Below are 24,445 nucleotides of genomic sequence, written 5' to 3' on the forward strand. Positions count from 1 at the left end.
TTTGTTCCGGGAAATTTTTCCATGATGCGCTTTATTCTAATTTTATAAAATACATATTAAAAAAAATTGCCGGCATTTCACCGCTCCAAACAGGCACGGGCATCTTTGCTTATTTAAGCAGTATAATTCTGCCCGCCTTAAATCTTTGAATTTCCCCTTCGCTTTCCGCTGTTAATACATAGTAATACGCCCCGTTGCCAAGCCCGTTAAATTTTTTTGCCGGAACACTTACTGTATTTATCCCCGCCTGCCTGTCCGCGGTGTATTCAAATTCCTTTATAAGCCTGAAAGAGACCGTATATAAAAGAATACGCGTTTTATTATGGCTGCTGCGGGCGCTGTATACCGCATTTATTTGGGTGTGTTTCCCGGCAATAAAAGGGTTGGGATAGATATATACATCATTATCAGGCACAGAGACCGCCGCTATTACAGCGGTAGGCGTTTGGGTAAAAGAAGCGGTGTTTGTATAAGTGGCGGTAAATGTCATTGTATAAGTACCTGTCTGCGAATGCGTCGGTGTAAACGTATTCTGAACTGTGTTTGTATTTGTGTGCGTGGATGTGAAAGTATTCTGAACGGTGTTTGTATTTGTGTGGGTATAAGTTGACGTGAATGTATTCTGAACTGTGTTTGTATTTGTGTGCGTGTAGGTCGGTGTAAATGTATTCTGGACGGTGTTTGTATTTGTGTGCGTGTACGTTGACGTGAACGTATTCTGGACGGTGTTTGTATTCGTGTACGTATGCGTGGATGTAAATGTATTCTCAATTGTATTTGTGTGCGTGTACGTGGGGGTATCGGTTGATGTGAAGGTCTGTGTATAAGTGTAAGTATGCGTATCAGTTTCAGTTGCAGTCGGGGTGAAAGTTACAACAGCGGTATTAACCCACACAGGGCAGAGTTCATTAAAAGAAGATCCGCCCACTAATGCCGCATTTGACCCGTCTGAATCCGCAATAAAAATATCGTAATCACCGCCGGAATTATTTATATAAATAATTTTCTGCCCGTTGTCAAAGTATGCAGGGTCATTGTCATCCCCTGCTGACTGCACAAGAGCCAGCCTTGATGCGCCTGAATAATCCATGGTGTAAATGCCGTCATCCGTATCAGACGGCTCTTTTGAAATAAAAAGTATTTCATCCGCAAGCGGGCTGCACGAAGGATACCAGTCCGGTACCGTGTTATTTGTAAGGCGTGTTATACCCTGCCCGTCCGATGCCATCATGTAGATTTCATCGGTATCAGACGCGGCGCCAAGCCTTGAAACAAATACAATCTTAGTGCCGTCACGGGTAAAGCAGGGGTCCCATTCTTCGGTTGTGTTCATTAAAGGGGTAAGGTTTAACTGCCCCGTGCCGTCAGATGACATTACAAAAATATCGCCGTAACCGTCATCCCGGTTTGATTTAAAAACAATTTTAGAGCCGTCCAAAGAATATGAAGGGTCATAATCACTCGCGGTATTATCCGTAAGTTTTATCACCTGCAGCGTTGTAAGGTTAATTTCATAAATGTCATTATCGCCGTCAGCGTCGCCGTAAAATACCGCTTTTAAACCGTCCGCGGAAACAGAGGGGTTTAATTCATTTGCCGGGCTGTTTGTAAGGTTTGTTTCAATCCCTGTTTCAAGGTCGCGCGAATATATTTCCCAGTTGCCGTCCCTGTCTGTGGAAAATAATATTTCACCTGTTAATGATATGTTCTGCGTTGAAGTGGGCGTTGCGGTATGTGTGGCCGTATTTGTATAAGTGTACGTGTAGGTTTGCGTATGGGTCGCGGTATTAGTGGCAGAATCTGTTGAAGTATAAGTTGCTGTTGTTGTTGCCGTTTCTGTTGCTGTCTCTGTGCCTGTCTCCGTATGCGTAAAAGTGGGCGTTGATACCGTGTTTCCCAGGAAATAAAAATCATCAAACCACGCTGTTTTGCCCGCGGTAAGCGTGCCTGTCCTTATTCCTATACCGTTAAATACCCCCGTATATGAAAAATCTGCCATCGACACACTGAAATGGTTCCACTGATTTGCCGTCCACGTACCGCCGTCGGCATAAGCGGCTGTTACAACCACCGAACTTCCCGTGTTCACAGTATCAATCTGCAGCTGCAGCCGGAAATTATAATTGGTATCTGTAAGATAAACCCAGCCGTCAAAAGTATTTAAATCGGCGGTATTCATATCAGGGCCGCCAAAATTTGCCACAATTCCCCAGTCGCCTGAAGATGTTGTCAGCCTGAAAGACTCCGCGCCGTTAATTGTCCTGTTCTGCCCGGCGTCATTTGGATTATTTCCCGGGGTAAGCGTGCACGCAGGGGTGGAAGCGGCGCTGCCAAGCCCCATTCCAAAAGCCGGTATTTCACTGTCAAAAACAAGTATTCCCGGTGTAAGTATGGGTGTGTTTGTCGGCACAGGTATTAATAAAGCGGGTTCAGAACACACATTTTCCCAATCAGCAATAATACCCACCCTGTTTTTTAACTGTTCTTCAAAAAGCGAATCAGGTGTAAGCCCTGCGGCGTATCCCACACCTTCATATAAAACGTTCTGCCTCCATGACGCGGGCCCAACCTGCATCCCCGCGTTATTGTTAATTACAGTCCCAACAACATATGTACCTGCCGGGTACCCCGCGCCGTCATGCACCAGATAATTCTGTGACACGCCCACCTGTATCGCGTAGCCGCTGTTTGAAGGGCTTATATTCAATTCGCCGCCGTGCCACTGCCCACCGTAACCGTCTGTTTCAAGATTCCAGTTTGCACCCGTTCCATAAGACTCATAAGCGTTGCCGCTTGTCGTCCACCTGTTATAACCGTTATACGCGTTGCCGTTGCCCTGATAAAACTTGTCCCTTAACAGCGCATGCGAAAATCCAAAGTGAGTGTCTTCTGACTGCGCGGCATCAAGCGACACGCACTGTGTCATTACCACGTAATGGGAAAGCGCCCTGCTTAAAATAAAATTATGCCTTGCCTGCTCGCCGTGGCACCGTTTGATAAGAATGTTCTGCGAACAGTTTACATAAAAACCATACCCCGCGCCGCCGCCGCCGTAATCCTGAGTTTTTTTAACGTAGCAGTCTTCTATTGTGATGCGCGCGGAATATTCCACCAGAATACCGTAGCGCGGAAAATTTATTACAGAAACGTCTTTAACCCATCCGTTCACCACGCCTTCAAAATAAACAGCACAACCCGAAGGCATGCCTTCCCTTGTGTTATCGGCAGTGCCGTTGTTATTATCTTCAAACTGAATTGTCATTCCGGATATGCCGGCATTTTCAAGCATACCCCTGTCAGTGCCGCTTGTTTTTATGTATATTGTATTGTTTGCGGGGTTAAGCGTGTATGGTATGGGCGCGTCTAAGGTTATCCCTGACGCGTCTTTTGATAAGACCTTTCTTAGATACGTGAATGAATATTCCCTGTTGCCCGGGTCGCCCGACGGCCACACACCGCCGGAATTTGCAGCGGTAAACGCCGCCCAGAAATACTGCTGCACCACAATCCACGAACCCGCATTTATAGACGCAAGGTTTGTAAGCCCTGTTATATATGTATCGCCTTCGTTGATTGTATTTGTAACGTTGGATAAAACCGTGCCTCCTTCCACCCACGCTTTATTCCACGCGAAATTTCCCTTTTCAAAAGTAAAAACGCCTTCAAAAGCATTTGAATCGTCATTATAAATATGCGTTGCAGGGACGTTTATAAAAGTATAGCCGCTGCCGGCGCCTTCAATAGATACATTGGGATAATTAATGGCAATCGGTTTTCCCGATGAAGTCTGCGTTATTGTATAATTGCCCGCCGGTATTTTTACTATTCCGCCGCCTGCTGAACCTGCGGTATTTATCTTGTCCTGAAGTTCCTGGGTAATATCGCCTGTCCCCGCCACAGTAAGGACATTGCACGGGATATTGTGTTGCAGGGGTGTTTCAGAGAGATTATAGCCGGTGTAGGAATAATCAAGCAGTTTCCAGTCACGGGAGTTATACGTTGCTGTAACTTCGGTATATTTTCCCAGTGCACCGCTGTACGGGAATAACTGCGATTCCCAGCAGTATGAATTCAAAGGCAATATAATAAGGAAGATAACCGCGCTAATTACCTCATTAAAACTGAACCTTCCTAATACATTTGGCATCCGCATAAAATTATTATACCGCCGTAAAACATTATTATCAACAGGTATGATTTATATGCCGTCTTTCAATTTGTTTTCATTGATTTTAAATATATTTCTTGTTATATTTACCTGTTTGCATAAAACATATGTTTAAAAAAAGGGGAACCAAAATGAAAAAACTTTTATCCACATTTATTATTTTTATTGCCCTGCTGTTTTCGGCTTTTTCCTGTAAAAACGCCATAAATCCCGCGGCGCCAATGGCTACAAACACTCCCAACGCGCAAAATACCGCAGAAGCATTTGTTACGCAGATAAACAATATCTACGCGACACAGACAGCCGCGGCAGCCGTAAATACCGCCCTTGCTATTGTCACCGCGATAGGAGAAGCGCATGCCACGGAAACCGCGGTTGCGGCAAGGCATACCACAGAAGCTATAATGACGCAGCTGGCGTCCGGTTCTGCCACGCCAACATCAACACCCACACGCACAGCGACAAACGGCGTTACACCGGATAATACCGTAAACATTAACCTCAGCCAGACTTCCACTCCGGCTGTGGAGCCTAATTTTACCCTTAATATTCAGCTTCCACAGGCAGCTCCCGGAAAACCGATATATATAACAATGGCACCCGCCGCTCATTTAGCCGATCCCGATTACGCAATCTTATACAATACAACATGCCCAAACGAATCTGATTTTTCAGTCTCGCTGGAATTGGCTGAAGAAGGCACTTACTACTGTTACGTGCTTGTGGACAACGACCTGTCAGGCCTGTCCGAAGATATTTTCAGCCAGTCAACTTACGGTGATTACTTTACAACAAGCATGGTATCCTTTTACGCTTTATTTGGAGGTTCACATTCTATAACCCTTGGCACGAACTTAATAACACCCACACCCACCATAGATATTAACGCGGATAATGACGGCGACGGTGTCCCATACAATCAGGACTGCAATGATAATAATCCCGATGTTTATCCCGGCGCACAGGAAGTATGCGACGGCGAAGATAATGACTGCGATGATTTAGTTGACGAAGGATGCGACCAGGACGGCGACGGTTATAATGCGGATGAAGACTGCAATGATAATGACCAGAATACGAATCCCGGAGTTCAGGAAGTGTGCGACGGCATTGACAACAACTGCGACGGAGAAGTTGACGAAGGCTGCCCAACTGATAATGACGGAGACGGAATTCCCGAAGGCGACGACTGTGACGATTATGACCCTTCTGTACGCGCGGCAATAACCTATTATGCCGACAGCGACGGTGATGGCTATGGAAATTATGATATCTCAACTCAATCGTGTGTCCCGGTTCCAGGATATGTTACAGATTATAACGACTGCGACGATACTGATTCCTACCTTAACCCTGATACAGTATGGTACTACGACCAGGACGGCGACGGTTTCGGGAATGATGAAATATCAAGTTATACCTGTGAACCGTCTTTAGGGTATGTCGCTTCAGGCGGCGACTGCGATGACAATAACCCAGATTTTTACCCCGGGGCAATATGGTACCGCGACCTTGATGCAGACGGCTACGGTGATAATGAAACTTCTATAGAAAACTGCATGCCTCCGCCCGGATATATTAAAGACAATACCGACTGCGATGACACTAACCCTTCAATAAACCCTAATACCCTGTGGTATCCTGACGCAGACGCTGACGGTTACGGCGACCAATATAACGAATACGCTTCATGCACACAGCCCGGCGGATACGTAAGCGATAACACCGACTGCGATGACAATGACCCCGCCTTCCATCCTGATGCCATTTGGTATCAGGATTCTGACAGCGACGGCGCCGGAAATCCTGACATTTCAATTGTAAGCTGCACTGCTCCCCCCGGTTATGTATCAAATAACAACGACTGTGATGACACAAACGTTGAAATAAGCCCTGATACAATATGGTACAGAGACAATGACGGGGACGGCTACGGCACACCGGATTCATACATTACAGCGTGCATTCCACCTTCCGGTTATGTCCGTAACAGCACAGACTGCAATGACAGTGACAGATATATAAACCCTGAAACTTTATGGTGCGCGGATACTGACGGTGACGGCTGGGGCAACCCTTCTGTGTGCGAAAATTACTGTACGCAGCCATTTGAAGGATACGTAAGAAATAACCTTGACTGCAATGACAACAATCCCGATGTATCCTATCCAAACTGGATCCAGGACTTTGACGGGGATGGATATGGCAACGCAGGCATACGTTCAACAGCATGCATTCAGCCGGAAGGTTTTATCCCCTTGCCAAGCCCCATGATTTTAGACTGTGATGATGAAAACGAATTCGTATATCCCGGCGCTCCGGAAATTTGCGGAAATGACATTGACGATAACTGCGATGGAGCATTTGACGAAGGGTGCGAATGAATACGCGACTAATCAGGCAGCCTTTTTATATTTGGTATTTTTTTCAAAACCTGTTATAATTTCCGCTGTTTAACAAACACACGGAGATAACATGGACCTGACACAGGAAATACAGAAAAGAAGGACATTTGCCATAATAAGCCACCCTGACGCGGGAAAGACCACGCTTACGGAAAAGTTTCTGCTTTTTGCGGGCGCCATTCAGTCTGCAGGCGCGGTAAAATCCAACAAAATAAAAAAAACAACCGTTTCTGACTTTATGGAAATAGAACGCCAGCGCGGAATTTCCGTTGCTTCCGCGGTCATGAGTTTTGAATATAACAACCTTAAAATAAACCTTCTTGACACGCCCGGCCATAAAGACTTTGCCGAAGACACTTACAGGACATTAACCGCGGTTGACAGCGTCATACTTGTGGTGGACGGCGTTAAAGGCGTTGAAGAACAGACAGAAAAATTAATGAATGTGTGCCGTATGCGCAACACTCCCGTTATTGTCTTTATAAACAAACTTGACCGCGAAGGCGGATACCCCATTGACCTTCTGGACGAACTTGAAGATAAGCTGGACATACGTGTCTGTCCGTTAAGCTGGCCTATTTCACGCGGCTCTGATTTCAAGGGAGTTTACAGCCTGCACAGAAAAAAACTTCTTTTATTTCAGCCTAATAAGGCCGACGAAGACGCGGGCATTGAAATCCCCTCTTTGTCAGACCCGCTTCTGGATACTTACGTGGGAGAACACAACGCCGCGAAACTGCGCGAAGATGCCCGGCTTATAGAAGGCGTTTACGGCAATTTTAACAAAGAAGAATACCTTGAAGGCATACAGGCTCCGGTTTTTTTCGGAAGCGCTCTTAATAATTTCGGCGTCCGTGAACTGCTTGACACCTTCACCGAAATAGCGCCGCCGCCAAAATCCAGAACCGCTGATACGCGCGAAATACTTCCGCAGGAGGAAAAATTTTCCGGTTTTGTCTTTAAGATTCACGCCAACCTTGACCTGCGCCACCGCGACCGTATTGCTTTCTTCAGAGTATGTTCCGGAAGGTTTGAACGTAATAAATTTTATAAACACGTACGCCTTGACACCGACCTTCGGTTTAACAACCCGGCAAGTTTTATGGGGCAGAAAAAAGAAGTGATAGACGAAGCCTTTCCCGGAGACGTGATTGGCCTTTACGACAGGGGTAACTTCAAGATAGGCGACACTTTAACTGACGGGGAAAAATTTAATTTCCAGGGCATTCCCAGTTTTTCGCCGGAAGTTTTCAGGGAGCTTATCAATACATCTTCCAAAGCCAAACAGCTTGAAAAAGGCATTTCACAGCTTACAGACGAAGGCGTCGCACAGCTGTTCTTAATGGATCAGGGCAGGCGCAAAATAGTGGGCACCGTGGGGCTGCTTCAGTTTGACGTAATTTTATACCGCCTTGCCAACGAATACGGCGCGGACTGCAGGTTTGAACAGTTAAACATACATAAGGCGTGCTGGGTGACATCCGATGACCCTAAAAAATTGGAAGAGTTCTGCAGGGATATGGCCGACAGGATAGCAGCTGACAAAAACGGCGACCCGGTATTTTTTTCCGAATCAGAATGGATGCTTAATTACCACATTAAAAAATATCCTGATATTAACTTCCACTTCACATCTGAATTTAAGAAATAATTATCCGGAGATTTGCGCATCATTTTCACATTTTTATCGCATCCAATAAACCTTATCTTTTCTGCCTGTTAAAACTGTGCCCCGGCATATAGTAATAGGCCAGCCTGTAAAGCACCGCTGTTATTGCAATCAGAGCAGCCACAAATGCCGGCAGTATTTCAAGGCCCTGATACTTGGCAATTATTCCGGCAAGGCCCGGCAGTACCGCGTATCCAAGGCCGGACGCGGCCATCTGCATTCCCACAACATTAAAAGCGTGCTGACCTCCCACCCTTTTTTCCGTCCCTGACACAAGGGCCGGAAAAACAGGGCCTATGGCAAATCCGTTTAATACTATCCCCGTGTAATCCAGCGCTTCATTAATATTAAGCCACACAAGCAGCACGCCAATAAAAGATACCGCAAGATTTAGATATATAAGTTTATACGTCTTCATAAATTTTGAATAGAATCCCGCTGATATCCTGCCAAGCGTGTATGCCCCCCAGAAAGCGCCTGCTATAAAACCGGATACAGCCTGTTCAAAACCACGCGCCTCTGTCAGAAACGTGTATGCCCAGATACCAAGCCCGGCTTCCGCCCCCGCGTATACAAAAAACAGCAGCATATTCACCCAGGACGACGGCCTGGTTATGGTGTCCCTGATTTTTTCATTTATAATTTCCACATTTTTATTTTTTCTTTTATCCTTCCACAGCGGCATTGTCAAAAGAAACGCGGCGCCTATTACAAGCTGCAGTATGCCTACCGCTGCATAACCGTCTTTCCACGAATCCCTGTAATTTATAAAATATACCATGATAAGAGGCCCAAGCATCACACCTATTCCGTAGCTTGCGTGAAGCCACTGCATAATCCTTTTGCTGAAATTACGCGCGGCATAGGCATTTAATCCGGCATCAATCGCGCCTCCGGCAAGCCCCACAGTAAAAGCCAGCACTATAATCATCCACCAGTACGGCGCAAAAGCATATCCGGCAAGCCCCGCGCCTGTAACCGCGCAGCTAAGCGAAAGCAGGCCGCCTATGCCAAGCCGGGCAATAACAGGCCCGCTGAAAAAACTTGAAATAAGATAACCCGCGGTGCCCGCAATAAGCAGAAGCCCCAAATAATCCAGAGGCACCATAAAATCCGCCATCATTGAAGGCCACGCCACTCCGTGCAGGCCGTCCGGCAGCCCCAATGAAATAAAAGAAATATATACAACCGCGATTAAAAACACCCTCCGCAATACGTGGCTTTGCATTTTAAACCTTCTCGTAAATTTTGCCTTTACAGCCCGTTCATCTTACCGATAATAGGCAGCAGTATTGCATCAGGCAATACAGCCCTTAAAGCCGTTACCGCCGCCGCGTCAATACCCGCAGTATATCTTAACCTGCCGCCTTTAGCCGCCGCTGCTTTATAAATAACCTTTGCGACAGCTTCGGGCTGCATGCCAAGTTTCATATTCAGTCCCATTGCCTTTTCAATTTTTGCCGTCATTTCGTCATAATCATTTAGGCCCTGCACTGAAGCTTTTATCATGGACCTGCCGTAAAAATCAGTGTGTATTATGCCCGGTTCAATAAGCCTGACTTTTATTCCAAACCGCTTTAATTCATGGTATAACGCTTCCGTAAAACCTTCCACGGCAAATTTGGTGGCATTATAAAGGGTGTATAAAGGAAATCCTATTTTTCCCGCCATGGAAGAAACATTAATAATGGCCCCAAAACCCTGCCTTTTAAATACCGGTATTATTTCCCTGCACACATCCATAAGGCCTGTCACATTTGTATCAAACTGCTTTAGCGCGTCTTCCCTTGATACAGCTTCAAAAGGCCCGTTTACCGCGTAACCGGCATTATTTAACACGGCATCTATACTTTCATATTTAGCGGCAGCCGCTGCCACTGATGCCTTTATTGATTCCGGATCATTTACATCCAGATGCGTGATTTCAATCCCTTCAATATTTTCAAGGCCCGTCTTTCTTTTTTCCGGATTTCTCATTGTGGCGGCAACATCCCAGCCCTTATAGGCAAAATACAAAGCCGCCTCTTTGCCTATTCCGGAAGACGCCCCTGTAATTAAAATAAATTTTTTCATAATTATCCCCCTGTTTTATCTGTTTGTGATTTTTTCGGCATAGTACAGCTATATGATAACGTATCCACAAATACCGGCTTCCCCATTTTATCCCCCTGGCAATAAATTACTTATTGATGATGCTTATAAATTCATCTTCACTGATAATTTTTATATCCGATATGGTTTCGGCCAGTTTTTTTGCCTTTCTTACTTTGGCGCCGTCTTCGCCAAGATTACCCTTAACAAGAAAATCCGTCCTTGCCCTTACGTAATTTGAAAGCTGCGCCCCGCAGTTGACCGCCAGCTGCATTGCCTGCCTTCGGCTTATCCCGCTTTCAAACTGCCCGGTAAAAACAAGTTCTTTATCCAGCAGCGGGTGCCCTTTCTTAAACTGATTATTTTCCGGCACCACTTCGCGCACATCAAATTTATCCGCTTTTTTCATCTGTGATTTTATAGAACTTAAAATATATTCTTCACCGGCTTTTACCTTTCCCATCTTAACTTTAAGCATTTCAGCCAGACCGTATATATCTTTTGCCTTATTTTCCTGCATGGATTTCATTATAATATTTGCGCTTGCCACCGCGTCTTCACCGGCATCGTGCTGTTTAAATTTATGCCCAAGGTGCGCGTTTACGGTCTTTAACCTGTAATTTATAAGCCCTTCCCAGGAAGCCCTGGATATTTCACATGTGCAGATATAATCAAATGACGGAATTGGTATTTTATACAGCGTAAGCACATCACGCAGGCAGTTAACGTCAAAAGTGGTATTATGCGCCGCCACCACCCCGCCTTCTATAAAGGGTTTTATCTCTTTATATATTTCATCAAATTCAGGGGCGTCCGCCACCATTTCCGGCTTTATCCCGTGCACCCTTATATTATCCCTGTTAAATTCACAGTAATCAGGATGCGGTTTTACAAGCCTGCTTATGGTTTTGGTAACTTTATTACCCTCTATCACGGCAACCCCTATAGAGCAGATACTGCCCCAGAAAGGGTTGGCGGTCTCAAAATCAATACATGTTATTTTTTTCATGCAAAGATTATACAACCGCGGCAACAAAGCGTCAATGAGGGATTATAGGGTATATTTTACGGCTGCTTACTTCATCTTAAACATTACCAGTAAAAAAAATATAAAAAAGAACGCCCATCCTGCCGCTCTATAAGCATCTTCTTCCGTTTTAAAATATAACGAAGTCATCACAAAACATAAAAACAACAGTATCGTTTCTGCCAATGTGGAAGTAAAGGCCTTATAAAGCGTTAACACTCCCAGCAGTATCAAAATAAGAGTTCTAATGGCGTTCTCTATAAGATTAGTTAAAAACACAATATTTCTTTCCAGTTCTTCCTCTTCCGGGGTTTTCTTCTTTTTTTCAACTTCCTTGAATTTAAAAGCCGGCTGATAATCCTGATAAACAGGCGGGGGTTTTTTAAGTTCTTCTTCAAGGTTGAAAACGTCCCTTTTGCCTTCAAGCCTGAACAGAAAGTCTATGATTTCATAAAGAAAATCTCTCACCTTTTCTTTTGTTACGGCATGCCTGTACAGAAAAATAATAAAAGCCGTCAGCCCGCCTGTTATAATAACCCCTATCAGTCCAAACGCGTACATAATAACAAGTATATAAGACACAATTGTCACAAAAAGCAGTATATTTATGTTGAACTGCATGGAGATTATGGAATAAATTAACGCAAGCCCGGCACCGATAAGAATTACATGAATGTCAGGGTGTTTGATAAAATTAATGAATGTCTTTGATACAGCGTCAAAAAGGCTTTTATCATAATTGTTCTGAATCCCCCACATAACCACGATTATAGGTGCAAAAAGAAGAAACCCAACCGCGAATTCCGCCAGCCAAAGCATGACAGTGTCTATTTTTTTAAACTGCACGGAGCGGAAGTATTTTATCGCCATAGCGCGCCTCCTGTTATTACTAATTATTACCTACTATTTCATATAAAGCAACTTGGATGTTTGGAAAGTTAGATGCTTAGATGCTTAGATGCTTGGAGGTTTGGTAGGCGCACCTTTTAAGGTGCGGTTGGAGCGAGCATGCGAGCGGAAATCCCTGCGATGAAGCGAATTTATGAGCGTAAGAAGCAGGGACAACCAAGGCAAAAACAAACATAAACTAACTACAACTGCCGCGGGCTAAAGACCCGCGTCTACCATTACAAAAAATAGCACTTTAGCGATTTAAGCAATTAAGCTATAGCAAAAACTTAGGTCTTTTCGTTTTGTTACCGCTTATGCTTATCTGCCTATAGCTTAATTTGCTATTTTATAAACTATTCCAGCCTTTCAAGGTCCCTTAACGGCACATCCAATTTATTAACCCTTGTTGTTTTAAGTTTTTCAAATTCATCCTTCACTTTATCAATTGACGCGCCCACCGAGTCAAAATGTCCCTTAAACTCTTCCCACTGCGCTTTAAACTTTAATATCTGCACCACCATATCTTTTGCGGCCTTTTCCATTTTAAAATTTTCCGCCGCCTTGTAAATTATGGAAACCACGGCATACAGCGTGAAAGGCGAACACACCACAACTTTTGCCTTCATAGCATCATCAATAAATGTGCCGTCAAATTCATTCACAAAATTAAAGACCTGCTCATTGGCGATAAACATTACGGAGTAATCCACCGTGCCGCCGTTGGGATCAATATAATCCCTTCCGGAAAGCCCCTTTAAGGCGGTACGGACATCCTTTAGAAATTGTTTCTTCAAACCCTCTTTTTCCGCGCCATTTTCAGATTTAACATAAGCCGCGTAATTATCAAGCGGGAACTTGCAGTCTAAATTCAGTTTTATGCCGTTGGGTAATAAAAATGTAAAGTCCGGCCTGCCCTCTTTGGTTGATTCCTGCTGGGTGTAATTAACGCCTTCTTTCATTCCGCATAAATCAAGTATCTGCTTGGCGGAGCGCTGTCCCCATTCGCCCCTTTTTGATGTGCTGCTTAAAGTTTCGTTTAACTTGCTTGTAATGTCGCGTAACTCTTTAATTACCCTGCCGGCCTCGTTTAACCTTGTATCCACGCCTGTCATCTTGGTTCCGCTTTCAGCGCCAAAAGTTTTTACCGCCGCTTCCACTTTATCCAGTTCCTGTTTCATCTGGTCAAGGCGCTGGTCTATAAGCTTCTTTTTTTCTTCCAGTTCTTTTCCGCCTAATTCATTCTGCCGTGTAAGCGCGTCCATAGATACCATGGAAAGTTCAGACTTAATCCCGTTAATTACCTGTTCCGCGTTTATTTCTTTTTTATTTTTCAGGTTTAACAGCTGTATAACCAAAACAGCCGCCACAAGCACGCATAATATTATAAGAATTACATTTAAAGCCATTTCATTACCTCCTGATAATTATTACACTTAAAATATCAGCATTTGGCGCCTTTGTCACCAGATTTCTTTGCCTTTTAAATTAAAAAGCCCGCGCCAAAAGGCGCGGGCTTTTTAAAAAATCAGTTTTTTAAAACTTATATTTTGCCGACAGGCTTGTGAAAACTCCGCCCGGCATCCTTAATTCCATGCTGTCAAACGGAAGAGCTGTTGTAATTACGCTTAAACCGCTTGCAGTTAATCCTCCGGTAATAACGCCGTCTATGGTCAGATCGCCAAGATTAAACGTAATTCCTCCGGAAACAGCAATATCATCAAGCAGGTTTGCGCGTTCAATTTCCATCCCGTCGCCTTCATTATCAAATGCAATTTTTTCACTGTCAAAAACAACTTTGCTCATTCCAACCCTTGCGGCAAATGTATCGGTAAGTTTGCTTTCAGCCGACACAAACACCGGAATACTCATTGAACTCATTAAAGCATTCATTTCGCCTTCAGTGCTTGAAATATTATTAACCCCTTTAAATTCAAAATTCGTAGTACTCATAACAAAAGCTATTCCCGGTATTATGCACGCTTTTTCATTCGGTTTAATATCAAACGCAATACCGCCTGTTATGTCAGTTAAAGCAACTGTGCTGGTCATCGTATCATCTTCGTCCCATGTGCCGTCCTGTGTGTAATCTTCTTTTATCCTGAATTCTGTTGTAATACTTTTAGAAGCAAATTTAGCGCCTACAATTACAGGCCCAACAAGTACACGGCCGGCAGCTTCAAGGCCCAGCCCTGCCGTACTTTTAAAAGTTTCGTCATAACGCACAGCGTCCGTGTCATCTTCTATTTCTTTTCCTTCATTTGCAATTGAAGGAAGGTTTATTTTTATACCCACATCAAAACCTATTGCATCATCCTTTTTTTCCACACTTGCGCCGGCTTCAAAACCCAAATCAAGCGAAGACCCCTTAATATCCATCCTGTCGTCAGTAGTACCGGCATCATCGCCTTTTTCCGTGCTTTTTTCATTAGCTGACGCCATGGCAAGGTTTATTCCGCCGCCTATTGCAAGCCCGTCAAGATTTACCGAATAGCCGGCTCCAAAATTATACTTTGGAAGGCCTATGTCGCCTGTTGTTATTGTATTTCCCGTAAAAGGGCTGCCTGAACCCACGTCTATCTGAGAACCTAATTCAGGGCCTGTAACCGCCATTCCAAGAACACCTTTATAATTATCCGCAATAAGGCTTAATGTCCCCGGTCCAAGGTTTACATTTATCTGCGCAGTAGTTGTGTAAGGAAGATTTATACTTTTTCCAAGCATAACATCAAGCATAATGTCCGTTACATTTAAATCCAGCGCGTTTGAATGAGTGATTAAAAACAGGTTCCCATTAAAAGCTTCCCTGGCAATAAAATCTTTTGAAAGCGAATCGTCAGATGTTACAGCCCACGAAGGTATTCCAAGCCCTCCAACCCTTGATTCTGTTGCAAATGCCGTGCCGCAAAAAAGTGCAATAACCATAAACCCCAACAACATTTTTTTCATTTTTTTCTCCCCTGTTTTTTTGTTTTTATTGCCTAAAAAAAGATATACCTCCTTTCATAAAAAATTAAATGATTATACTTTCCCCTTTTCCACATTGAAAAAATTATACCATTTTCCTTATAAATTTCAATATCGACAAAGTTTTTTATTATCAACCGCTTGAAGATTTTATCCTTTATTTTTTTATAGATGGTGTTTCCCGCGTGCTTGCCGGATTAAGAGCTTTTATTTATCTGCTTACAACACTCTTTAAAAATAAAACGAAGCCCTTGCAGTTATTATAAACCCGCCAAAATTGAAAGGCAGCGGTTTGGTGTCTGTCCACCCGGATACCGGATATTCAACAACATCCCCATTTTCATATGGGCTGCCGTCGGGGACTTTTGTGTACTTCATTTCTGATACAGTGGCTATCCTGTAGCCTATATTAAGCCCTGCTGAAATCATATCGCTTATCTTATACTCCCCAAACGCGCTTAAATCCGCTGTAAAACACCCGCCGGAAAACGCCGCGTCGCTTTTGTAATCTGTTTTTGTGGTAATTCCCATTATAGTTATTGTCTGTTCTGTGTTACTGATAAAAGAACCGGAGGCAAAACCCCATCCGGCGTAAATGCCCGCGCCGGCAGATACCGGTGTATTTGGTATTTTAAATTCGTATGACCCGCCAAGCATAACGGGTATCATTAGAACCGAATACTGATTTTCCATTTTACTTGACATACCCGGTATAGAGTATTCATCCGTAAGTTTCGCATTAGCAGGAAGAATAATACCAAGTTTTACCCCCGTGTATAGCCCCTGCAAAAAAGAATATCCCGCTTCCACGCCCGCGGTAAAGCCGGCGCCGAATTTTGAGGTTTTAGCCGTATCAGACGCCAGATTTTCAAAAAGAAAATCATTAACCGTTTCCATCCCCACCGTTGTAAACCCGGCAAAAGGCGACACCCTTATTTTTTTCCACTCCAGGGCGCTGCGGGTTACCGCCAGCTTAGCCGCAAAGTTTATAAACGGCTTTGCTTTTGCCGGCTGCCCCATTTTTTCATAGCAATTCCCTATCATGTGAAAGTATTCAGGATTAGTTTTATCAGCCTTGGCGGCTTTGGTGAAATAAGAAAGCGCTTTGGAGTAATTACGCGCGTTGTAAAGTTTCATTCCGATATCATAATACCTTTCCGGCGTTTCCGCGAAAGATACCGATGACAAAGCCATAATAAACATAAATAAAACCGCTGACATCTTAAATAATTTCATTTTGCCCACCCCACTTTTAGAATTTAAACTTTCTGCTGTCATACATTATTTTAACAAAAATACAGCTATCATGAATACTATTATTTAACGCCCTATGTATCTTAATATTCCATTAATAAAAGTCAGCGGATGCGGAGGGCAGCCCGGTATATAAAGGTCAATCTTATTTTTCTCCAAAAATCCTCTGTTTATTTCCGGGGAACCTTGAAAAATTCCGCCTGATATGGCACAGCTTCCGCATAATATGACAATTTTAGGGTGCGGCAATGCTTCATAACATATCTCAAGCGGCTCTGCCATGTTTTTTGTAACAGGGCCTGTTATCACAATTCCGTCAGCATGCCTTGGGGATGCTGTAAATTCCACGCCAAACCTGCCCATGTCAAAGTTAACATTATTCAGCGCGTTAAGTTCCAGTTCACACCCATTACAGCCCCCGGCAGATACCTGCCTTAGCTTCAGCGATTTTCCAAAATACTTCCTTATTTTTTCAGATGCCATCTGCATATTTACAGACTTTGCTTCTTCATTTATTATCAGGTTTTCTTTTTTGTCCGAAGCCAGATGATAATTGCCGGTAAAAGTTATCTTATTTTCAGGGCATACCTGCGCGCAAAGGCCGCAGAATACGCATTTCCCAATATCAATGCTGAACGGTTTTTTTGTAACAGCGCCCGCCGGGCAGATGTCAGCACATAAAACGCAGTTATGACTGCATTCAGCGCCGCTAATGTACGGAACTCCCCTGTATCTGTCAGGGAATTTGGCATCTCTATAATCATGCACAATAGGGTCTGCCTGCAGAATCCTAAGTTTAACAGCGTCAAATAACAATTTTATTCCTCCTTACTTTCTATAAATCATGGCCCGAATATGACAGGTCAAAACTTTTATTGCATATTGGAAAATCATATATATCAGTATTCTGCATGACAAAACTTAACGCCTGCCAGTTATTAAACGAAGGGTCCTTAATGTAATACTGCGTTAATTTTGAATCTTCCCCTGTAAAGGCACCGTGAAAAATTTCACCGCGAAACCCTTCTGTAACTGATACAACTCCATACCCCGGCTGCAGCGCCGGATAATAGGTTTCTGTCGCGGTTCCGGCTTCAGGCAGGCTGTCAATATAATTATCAACGAACTTCATGGACTCTTCTATATCAAGAACCCTTAATCTTGTCCTTGAAAAGACATCTCCGCCTTCAATTGATATCATTGATACCGGCATATATCTATAGCCGCAGTATGGATAATTCACCCTTGCGTCACACGCAAGCCCGGATGCGCGTGCCGCGTTTCCCGTTAAAGCCATTTCTTCCGCATCCTTTTTTAGCACTATGCCTGTTTTTTCAAACCTTAATATCGCCGCTGACGATGTCAACAAACACCGGTTTATCTCTTTTATGTCATTCTTTACGGTTTCTAAATTATTTTTTATTACCTTTATGACGTCATCATTCATGTCATGACGCAGCCCGCCGTATGCAAACAGCCCGCGCCCAAACCTGGACCCGGACAGTTCGGCAAGGCTGTTAATTACAAGAGTCCTTAGCCTGCCGTAGGAAGAAGATACTATTGCAAAACCTATGTCATTTGAAATACCAAGCAGCCCGCTTATGTTCATCGCAATCCGCTCAAGCTCCGATGCTATTACCCTGACAGCCTGCCGTCTTAAGCATGGATTAATTCCGGCAAGCGCTTCTATCGCAAGGCAGTGCGCGTGCGCGTGGCCCATTACCGTATCACCCGCAATTGATTCCGCCAGAATTATCCTCTGCACGGGATTTGAATCAATAAGCATTTTATCAACACCGCGCTTCTGATACCCAAGGCTGATTTCAAGATTATAAACAGTCTCCCCGTGGCACTGGAACCTGAAATGCCCGGGTTCAATAATACCGGCGTGTATGGGCCCAACCGCCACTTCATGCGCCGACTCGCCTTCAAGCCTGTAGAACCGATACGCTTTGCCGTCTATTTTGGAATTCATGTCCCTTACCGGGCGCAGGCCCGGATGTGACTTTATTTTATACCCGTATTTTTCGGCAAGTTCGCATTCAAAATATTCCGCGTGCGGGAACTCTTCCGACATGCTTTCAAGTTCAGGCTCGCTGCCGTTTATTATTCCGCCCGCTATGACAAATGACGAATTGTCGCGGTCAGAAAGAAGAATAATAAGTTTATTTCTCTCTGTCCGGTTAAGCGGAAACATCCCGGAAATTACAAGCCCGCCGCGCAGTTTTTCCATGACAGTTTCCTTAAATAACTGCTGCGGTATGAATTCAATTTCAGCTGTTCTAAAAGGCACGCCGTTATACACCCTAAGCAGGCTCATGGCGACACCCCAAAATCAAACGCTATGCGCGTTATTATTTCCCTGAAACTCTGCGGCAGCAGCAGCGCCGCGCCGACAGACAGCGCCAGAAGCAGCAAAGATACCAGATGAATTATATTGAATTCTTCTTTCTGCGGCGGCAGGATGTTTTTTTCATCAGGCTCATGGTGCAGCATATGAAGTATATGCAGGGACATCTTTATGAATATAACAAACATAAAAGCCAGTACGGATGCCAAAAGCCATGGTTTTCCCGTTTTAAATATCCCTTCAAATATCATAAGCTCGCTGAAAAATATGCCAAAAGGCGGAATCGCTGAAATTGCCAGAAACGCGGCAAAAAATATCCAGCCCGTCAGCGGCATTAAATTTATAACCGAATGCACGTTCTTAATCTCCCTTGATTTAAACTTTTGATGTATCAGCCCGGCGTTAAGAAACAGAATAACTTTTATGATGGAATTATATAAAGCATGGTACATGGCGCCGGTAAAAGCAAGTCCGCCCGTGCCTATTCCTATCACAATAATACCAAGATGTTCAACGCTGGAATAAGCAAGAAGCCTTTTATAATTTTTTACCTTAAACATCATTATCATAACAACAACAAGCGATATTAAACCGCCTGCAATAAGGCTGGTTTTTACAAATCCGGCAATTGAGGAACTGTTTGTAATCTGAACAAACCGCAGAAGGCCCAATAACGCTGTTATCCTGAGCGAACCTGACATAAGGGCGGCAATTGGGCTGGGAGAATTGCTTGTGGCGTCAACATCCGCCTGATGCATGGGCGCAATGCCTATCTTTGTGCTTAAACCCACAAATATAAATACAAATGCCGCCTTTAGCCATACCGGGTTTAAAAGCGCGGCGTTTTTTACAAATTCATCAAAATAAAGCTGCCGGCCTTCAAGTATTGTGTTATGCGCGGAAATTGCAAGAAAAAGAATTCCAATAAAAGTAAAGGCAATTCCCACAGAGACTAAAAACAGGTATTTCCACATGGCTTCAAGCGAATCCCTGTCCCGGTAAAAGAAAATAAGCGGCGCAACGCTTAACGTTGTGGCTTCTGCCGCCACCCAGTATATTATAAAACTTTTACTCATTACCGCAGCCCCGTTTGCAAGCAGGAAAAGGTTCAGAAAAAAGTAAAAATACTTTATTCCGCTTGCGCTGCTTTTTAAATGGGTGTTTTTCAGAAACGAACCCGAAACAAGCATAGTCCAGAAATACACATTTGAGATTATAAGAAGAAAATACCTGCTTAAAGCGTCATATTCACCGGCCTTAATCCCCAGAACATCAGATTCAAAAAAGACAGCAACAGAAAAAGCAAGATGAACGGCGGCCACACCTAACGACAGCACAAAACGCGGTTTTTCCCGCCTTATTAAATAGCATGCCGCCATTGCAAGAAAAGGCAGAATGTATAAAACAAACACAGCTGCCATCAGTCACCCAGCCGTGTAAGTTCGGCAGTTTCTGTTTCCGGTGCCGCCGAGCTTATTTTATTTAATGCCACGCCCATAATAAACACCACAATGAAAATATCCAGAAGCGAAGCTATTTCCACCAGAAACGGCAGTTCAAAATGCACTGCAGCCCCAAAAAGGAAAATACCGTTTTCCAGAATTAAAAAACCAATGGCATGTACAATAAGTTTTTTTCTGAACATTATTATAAGAAGCCCGCAGATAACAGAAGAAAAACCGGAGGCAAAAACAATAGTGTCAACAGGCATAGACTCTGAAAGTATCCTGGAAGTTACAAAAACCACCGCCATGGCTGCCAGCATTATCAGAAGAAAGGTAAAATTTTGTACTGTTGTTTCAATGGTCCGCTTCAAGTCAGACTCCACAATTAACTTATTTAAATACATCGGTATAAAAAACGCCTTCACCACAAGCAGAATGGCCGGCAGCAGCAGATAAGACGGCTTAAATTCGCCGAATAACGGCAGTATATTAATGGCGGTAAGCAGCATTCCCTGCAGCGCCAGCATCTGCACGTATGATTCCAGCCGCCTTGTAACGGCCAGATATAACAGTGTAAGGCAAAAAACAATACTTAAAACGCTCTCCATGTCATTACCTCATTTGTTAAGTACAAATATAAGAAGATTTAATATCCCGATTGCAGTTGCAAAAAGCAGGTATTGCGGCACTTCCCGTATCTTTATTCTTCCGGTTATTGTTTCCACAACCGCAAGCACAAAGGCAAATATGACAGCGGTCAAAACGACAATTAAAACCGCCCCCATGCCTGATATTTTTAAAAGCGGCAGAAGAAAGGCGGCTTCAAAAGCCATATAAATAAAAAGTTTTATCTGGGCGGAATACTGGTACATGAAAAGGTCCGCGCCGGAATTATCAAGTATCATAACTTCGTGTATCATTGTCAGTTCCAGATGCGTGTTAGGGTCATCCACCGGCATACGGGAACATTCAGCAACAGCAAGCACAAAAAATGATATTGAAGATACAATGACAAAAACAAAATAAACCGCGCCGGACGCGTTGACAGAACTGAAAATTTTATATAAGGACGTATTGCCGCTTATAAAAGCAAGCGCGCCTGCCGTAAAGAAAAATATAGGTTCCGCAAATATTGAAAAAAACGATTCCCTGGAAGCTCCCATCCCTTCAAAAGAACTTCCTATATCCATAGCCGCGATTATCTGAAAAAACCGCGACAACCCCAGTACATAAGCAAAAAATATTATATCACCTTCAAAACTTATAAGCGGCTTTGCGGAAGCCAGCGGTACCATCGCGGATGCTATTACCGTACATGCCAGATTAACCGGCGGCGAAATACGGCTGATAAAGGATGAATGCGACGAGTTAATTGTCTCTTTTTTAATAACCCTGAAGAGTTCATAATAAGGCTGAAGCACAGGCGCGCCCTGCCTTCCGGTAAAATAAGCTTTTAACTTATTGACAATTCCGCTAAGAAGCGGGGCTAAAACCAGCACCGAAGCAAAAGCCAGACAGGACTTTAGAAAATCAGTCATTTCCAAAACAACGCCCCCGCCCCGTATATGGATGCCATTATAACTATCATAAGCACATATACCCTGATATCCCTGCTGTCAAAAATTTTTATTTCCGAAAAGAACTTCTCAACAGAGGCAAAAAACGAAAGTATGATTTTTTTATCCACTAAATCAGATGAATGACTTTCAAAATACACCGCTTTTTTTCCGGAGTATTTTACTTTTTTAAAGTACTGTAAAGGAACCGAGGAAATTGAATTTACCCCGTCTGCAAAAGATGAAGCGGTATACTGCATTCTTGGGCTTAAACCTTTATAACCGCACGCCCATGCGCCGGATTTTCTTCTGCCATATCGTCTTTCCAGAAAAACTTTAAGCGCAGAAAATAATATTACCGCCGCAAATATTATAAACGCCGCAAGGCTTATATATCCCGCTTCTATGCCGGGCAGGCCAAAGGAAGGCGCAAAATTAACATTAAAACTGTAAGCCGTTTTGTAAACTGTTTTTATGAAAGCCGAAGGAAAAACGCCTATTATCAGGCATGCCAAAGCCAGAATTCCAAGCGAACCATATTCCGGCAGGCTTACGCTGAATTTTTCAACGGGCTTTCTTTCTTCACCCAGAAATATTATGGAATTGATTTTTGTAAAACACGCGATGGCAAGCCCCCCCACAAAGGCAAGCGCTACAGAACAGATAAGCATATAAATGGGATAATACCCGCCAAATTCAGCTGAAGCTTTAAAAAAAGATATAAATATGATAAATTCCGATACAAAACCGTTAAACGGCGGTATCCCGCTTATGGCCACGGAACCTGCCAGAAAAAGCGCGGCAAAAAACGGCGCCTTATGCACCAGGCCGCCCATTAATTCTATATTTTTTGTCCCAAGATTTCTGTCCAGCACCCCGCTTCCAAGAAACAGCAGGCTTTTAAAAAGCGCGTGGTTAAGCGTATGCAGAAGAGCTCCGCCAAAACCAAGCAGGACAAGCGCCGGAGCATTTTTTGCGGAACCCAGAAAACCTATCGCCAGGCCGATACCTATTATCCCTATATTTTCCACCGAATGATAAGCCAGCAGAGTTTTTATATCGTGCTGCGCCAGGGCATACCATACCCCGAATACCGCGCTTATAACGGCAACTGCCATCAGAACCCAGCCCATCCATTCCGGTACCGGCTGCAGAATCTGAAAAGTCCTGAAAATTCCATAAATACCGGTTTTTATTATAACGCCGGAAAGAAACGCGCTTATTGTGGTGGGTGCAATAGGGTGAGCCCTTGGAAGCCAGAAATGTACAGGCATGAAACCGGCTTTCATTCCAAAAGCCAACAGAGCTGTAATAAATATAATTGGATACCAGGATGAACCGGAAGGTACATTAAACCCGCTGATAAGCCAGGTTCCGCTTATATTATGCAGAATAAAAAATAGAAAAAACAGCAGGTACATTATAAAGTGGCTCATCGCAAGATAATAGAAACTGCCATCCTGTACTTCTTTTTGTTCCTTCTTAAAAAGCATGCCAAGATACGCGGACATGCTCATAATCTCCCAGCATATTAAAAACATTACCGCGTGATCTGCCGTTACAAGCGCCTGGGTAAATACAACCAGCAATATGTAAAACAGCATCAGGTTTTTAACGTTCTTGCCGGCGCTTATGTAATACCCCAAATATGAATAGCTGTATATGGTAATGGCAATAGCCGCGCCCTGAACCACACACAGGAAAAAAAGCGCCGCAGAATCAAGCCTGTATGTTAAGTATTCATTATTAAAAAGGGTTCCTGCCGCAGAAAAAGAAATAACGCCTGAAAGCATCATTACAGAAACCACAAAACCGGTTAACAGTCCCATAAGCAGCAGTAAATGGGCGGCGACGGATGACGCTTTTTTATCGCCTATAAAAAGCGCGAATACGGATAAAAGCTGTATGGCAAATGATAAAAAAAGAGTATTTTCCCCGGTCACTTCGCGCGCCTTCCTTCGATTTCATTAATAACGTTAACTATATCCATAAAAACAGCCCTTTGTTTAAGCGCCACCCTGAAACTTTCATGTGATAACAGAAGGTTTATGTGTGCCAGCATTCCAAGATGCTGCTTTATGGTCTGCGACATCATAAGTATTATGGTATGAACGGGCTGATTATCAACCGCTTTAAGTTTAAGATATTTCTCGGGGAAGAAGAACATAATTAGCGGCCTGTCTTTTGCAATAATCAGGGGAACCCTGGGATGCGGCAGACTGATGCCGTGCCCGATTGCCGTGCTCATAAGCCCTTCCCTTGCCTTCAACAGCTGAACAACAACTTTTTTATCGGTGCCGGCCGGAAATTCGGCAATGTTAACCATTTCATCCAGATAACTCTTTTCGCTTAAGTTCACATCACGGTAAAATGATTTCTCCGAAAGAAGCGGCACCATTGAACCTATGGAATATTCAGTCATCTTCATGCTGCCGGTCAGGTTTACAGGGACCGAATTTTCTATGGCCCATGCTATTATCTGCTGTTTATTGAAACACACTTTATCCCTAATGACGTCAAAAGGTATGTTTTTATTCTTAACAAGCGCAATAATTTCTTTTTCGGGCTTTAAAAGAAATACAGCAAGATCCTTTACAGACAGCTCCATAAACCCCCCTGCCTTTT

The 24,445-nt window shown here is 43.7% G+C and carries 17 protein-coding genes; 2 read left to right on the forward strand and 15 right to left on the reverse strand.

The genetic code is table 11. From position 1 onward, the window contains the following. Window positions 1–109: 109 nt before the first annotated feature. Window positions 110–4,153: a hypothetical protein gene (locus tag CVV21_00480; protein PKL92852.1), complete on the reverse strand. Its 4,044-nt coding sequence runs from the start codon at window positions 4,151–4,153 to the stop codon at window positions 110–112. Window positions 4,154–4,275: 122 nt separating this feature from the next. Here CVV21_00480 and CVV21_00485 point away from each other — a divergent pair, with 122 nt between their 5' ends. Next, window positions 4,276–6,552: a hypothetical protein gene (locus CVV21_00485; protein PKL92853.1), complete on the forward strand. Its 2,277-nt coding sequence runs from the start codon at window positions 4,276–4,278 to the stop codon at window positions 6,550–6,552. Window positions 6,553–6,643: 91 nt separating this feature from the next. Continuing rightward, window positions 6,644–8,224 (forward strand): peptide chain release factor 3, encoded by a 1,581-nt coding sequence (locus CVV21_00490; protein PKL92854.1) that lies wholly within the window; start codon window positions 6,644–6,646, stop codon window positions 8,222–8,224. Window positions 8,225–8,276: 52 nt separating this feature from the next. Here the strand turns inward: CVV21_00490 and CVV21_00495 are convergent, their stop codons facing one another. The 14 genes from CVV21_00495 to CVV21_00560 form a co-directional block, all read right to left on the reverse strand. Beyond that, the gene (locus CVV21_00495; GenBank protein PKL92855.1) at window positions 8,277–9,470 is read right to left on the reverse strand and encodes an MFS transporter; all 1,194 of its coding nucleotides are present in this window, start codon (window positions 9,468–9,470) and stop codon (window positions 8,277–8,279) included. A gap of 26 nt (window positions 9,471–9,496) precedes the next feature. Further along, window positions 9,497–10,315, reverse strand: a complete 819-nt coding sequence (locus tag CVV21_00500; protein PKL92856.1) for a short-chain dehydrogenase/reductase — start codon at window positions 10,313–10,315, stop codon at window positions 9,497–9,499. A gap of 106 nt (window positions 10,316–10,421) precedes the next feature. Then, window positions 10,422–11,342 carry a hypothetical protein gene (locus CVV21_00505; GenBank protein PKL92857.1) on the reverse strand — a complete coding sequence of 307 codons (921 nt, stop codon included), beginning with the start codon at window positions 11,340–11,342 and terminating at the stop codon, window positions 10,422–10,424. Window positions 11,343–11,408: 66 nt separating this feature from the next. Continuing rightward, window positions 11,409–12,230 carry a hypothetical protein gene (locus CVV21_00510; protein ID PKL92858.1) on the reverse strand — a complete coding sequence of 274 codons (822 nt, stop codon included), beginning with the start codon at window positions 12,228–12,230 and terminating at the stop codon, window positions 11,409–11,411. A gap of 374 nt (window positions 12,231–12,604) precedes the next feature. After that, window positions 12,605–13,657: a DNA recombination protein RmuC gene (locus tag CVV21_00515; protein ID PKL92859.1), complete on the reverse strand. Its 1,053-nt coding sequence runs from the start codon at window positions 13,655–13,657 to the stop codon at window positions 12,605–12,607. Between the two features lie 127 nt (window positions 13,658–13,784). Beyond that, window positions 13,785–15,197 carry a hypothetical protein gene (locus tag CVV21_00520; GenBank protein ID PKL92860.1) on the reverse strand — a complete coding sequence of 471 codons (1,413 nt, stop codon included), beginning with the start codon at window positions 15,195–15,197 and terminating at the stop codon, window positions 13,785–13,787. A 249-nt stretch (window positions 15,198–15,446) separates the two neighbouring features. Further along, on the reverse strand, window positions 15,447–16,451 hold the full coding sequence (locus CVV21_00525; GenBank protein PKL92861.1) for a hypothetical protein: 1,005 nt from the start codon (window positions 16,449–16,451) through the stop codon (window positions 15,447–15,449). Between the two features lie 84 nt (window positions 16,452–16,535). Then, a complete protein-coding gene (locus CVV21_00530) occupies window positions 16,536–17,258 on the reverse strand; it encodes an NADH:ubiquinone oxidoreductase (GenBank protein PKL93052.1) in 723 nt (240 codons plus the stop codon). A 46-nt stretch (window positions 17,259–17,304) separates the two neighbouring features. Further along, window positions 17,305–18,789: a hydrogenase gene (locus CVV21_00535; protein ID PKL92862.1), complete on the reverse strand. Its 1,485-nt coding sequence runs from the start codon at window positions 18,787–18,789 to the stop codon at window positions 17,305–17,307. Further along, window positions 18,786–20,240, reverse strand: a complete 1,455-nt coding sequence (locus tag CVV21_00540) for a hypothetical protein (GenBank protein ID PKL92863.1) — start codon at window positions 20,238–20,240, stop codon at window positions 18,786–18,788. The genes CVV21_00535 and CVV21_00540 overlap by 4 nt, the downstream gene beginning before the upstream one ends. Beyond that, window positions 20,240–20,872 (reverse strand): hypothetical protein, encoded by a 633-nt coding sequence (locus CVV21_00545; protein ID PKL92864.1) that lies wholly within the window; start codon window positions 20,870–20,872, stop codon window positions 20,240–20,242. The genes CVV21_00540 and CVV21_00545 overlap by 1 nt, the downstream gene beginning before the upstream one ends. A gap of 9 nt (window positions 20,873–20,881) precedes the next feature. After that, window positions 20,882–21,808, reverse strand: coding sequence for a hydrogenase (locus CVV21_00550; GenBank protein PKL92865.1), 927 nt, complete (start codon window positions 21,806–21,808; stop codon window positions 20,882–20,884). Further along, a complete protein-coding gene (locus CVV21_00555; protein ID PKL92866.1) occupies window positions 21,799–23,763 on the reverse strand; it encodes a hypothetical protein in 1,965 nt (654 codons plus the stop codon). The genes CVV21_00550 and CVV21_00555 overlap by 10 nt, the downstream gene beginning before the upstream one ends. Beyond that, window positions 23,760–24,428: a hypothetical protein gene (locus tag CVV21_00560; GenBank protein ID PKL92867.1), complete on the reverse strand. Its 669-nt coding sequence runs from the start codon at window positions 24,426–24,428 to the stop codon at window positions 23,760–23,762. The genes CVV21_00555 and CVV21_00560 overlap by 4 nt, the downstream gene beginning before the upstream one ends. Window positions 24,429–24,445 lie beyond the last annotated feature (17 nt).

The organism is Candidatus Goldiibacteriota bacterium HGW-Goldbacteria-1 (assembly GCA_002839855.1).
Taxonomy (GTDB): Bacteria; Oederibacteriota; PGYV01; order PGYV01; family PGYV01; genus PGYV01.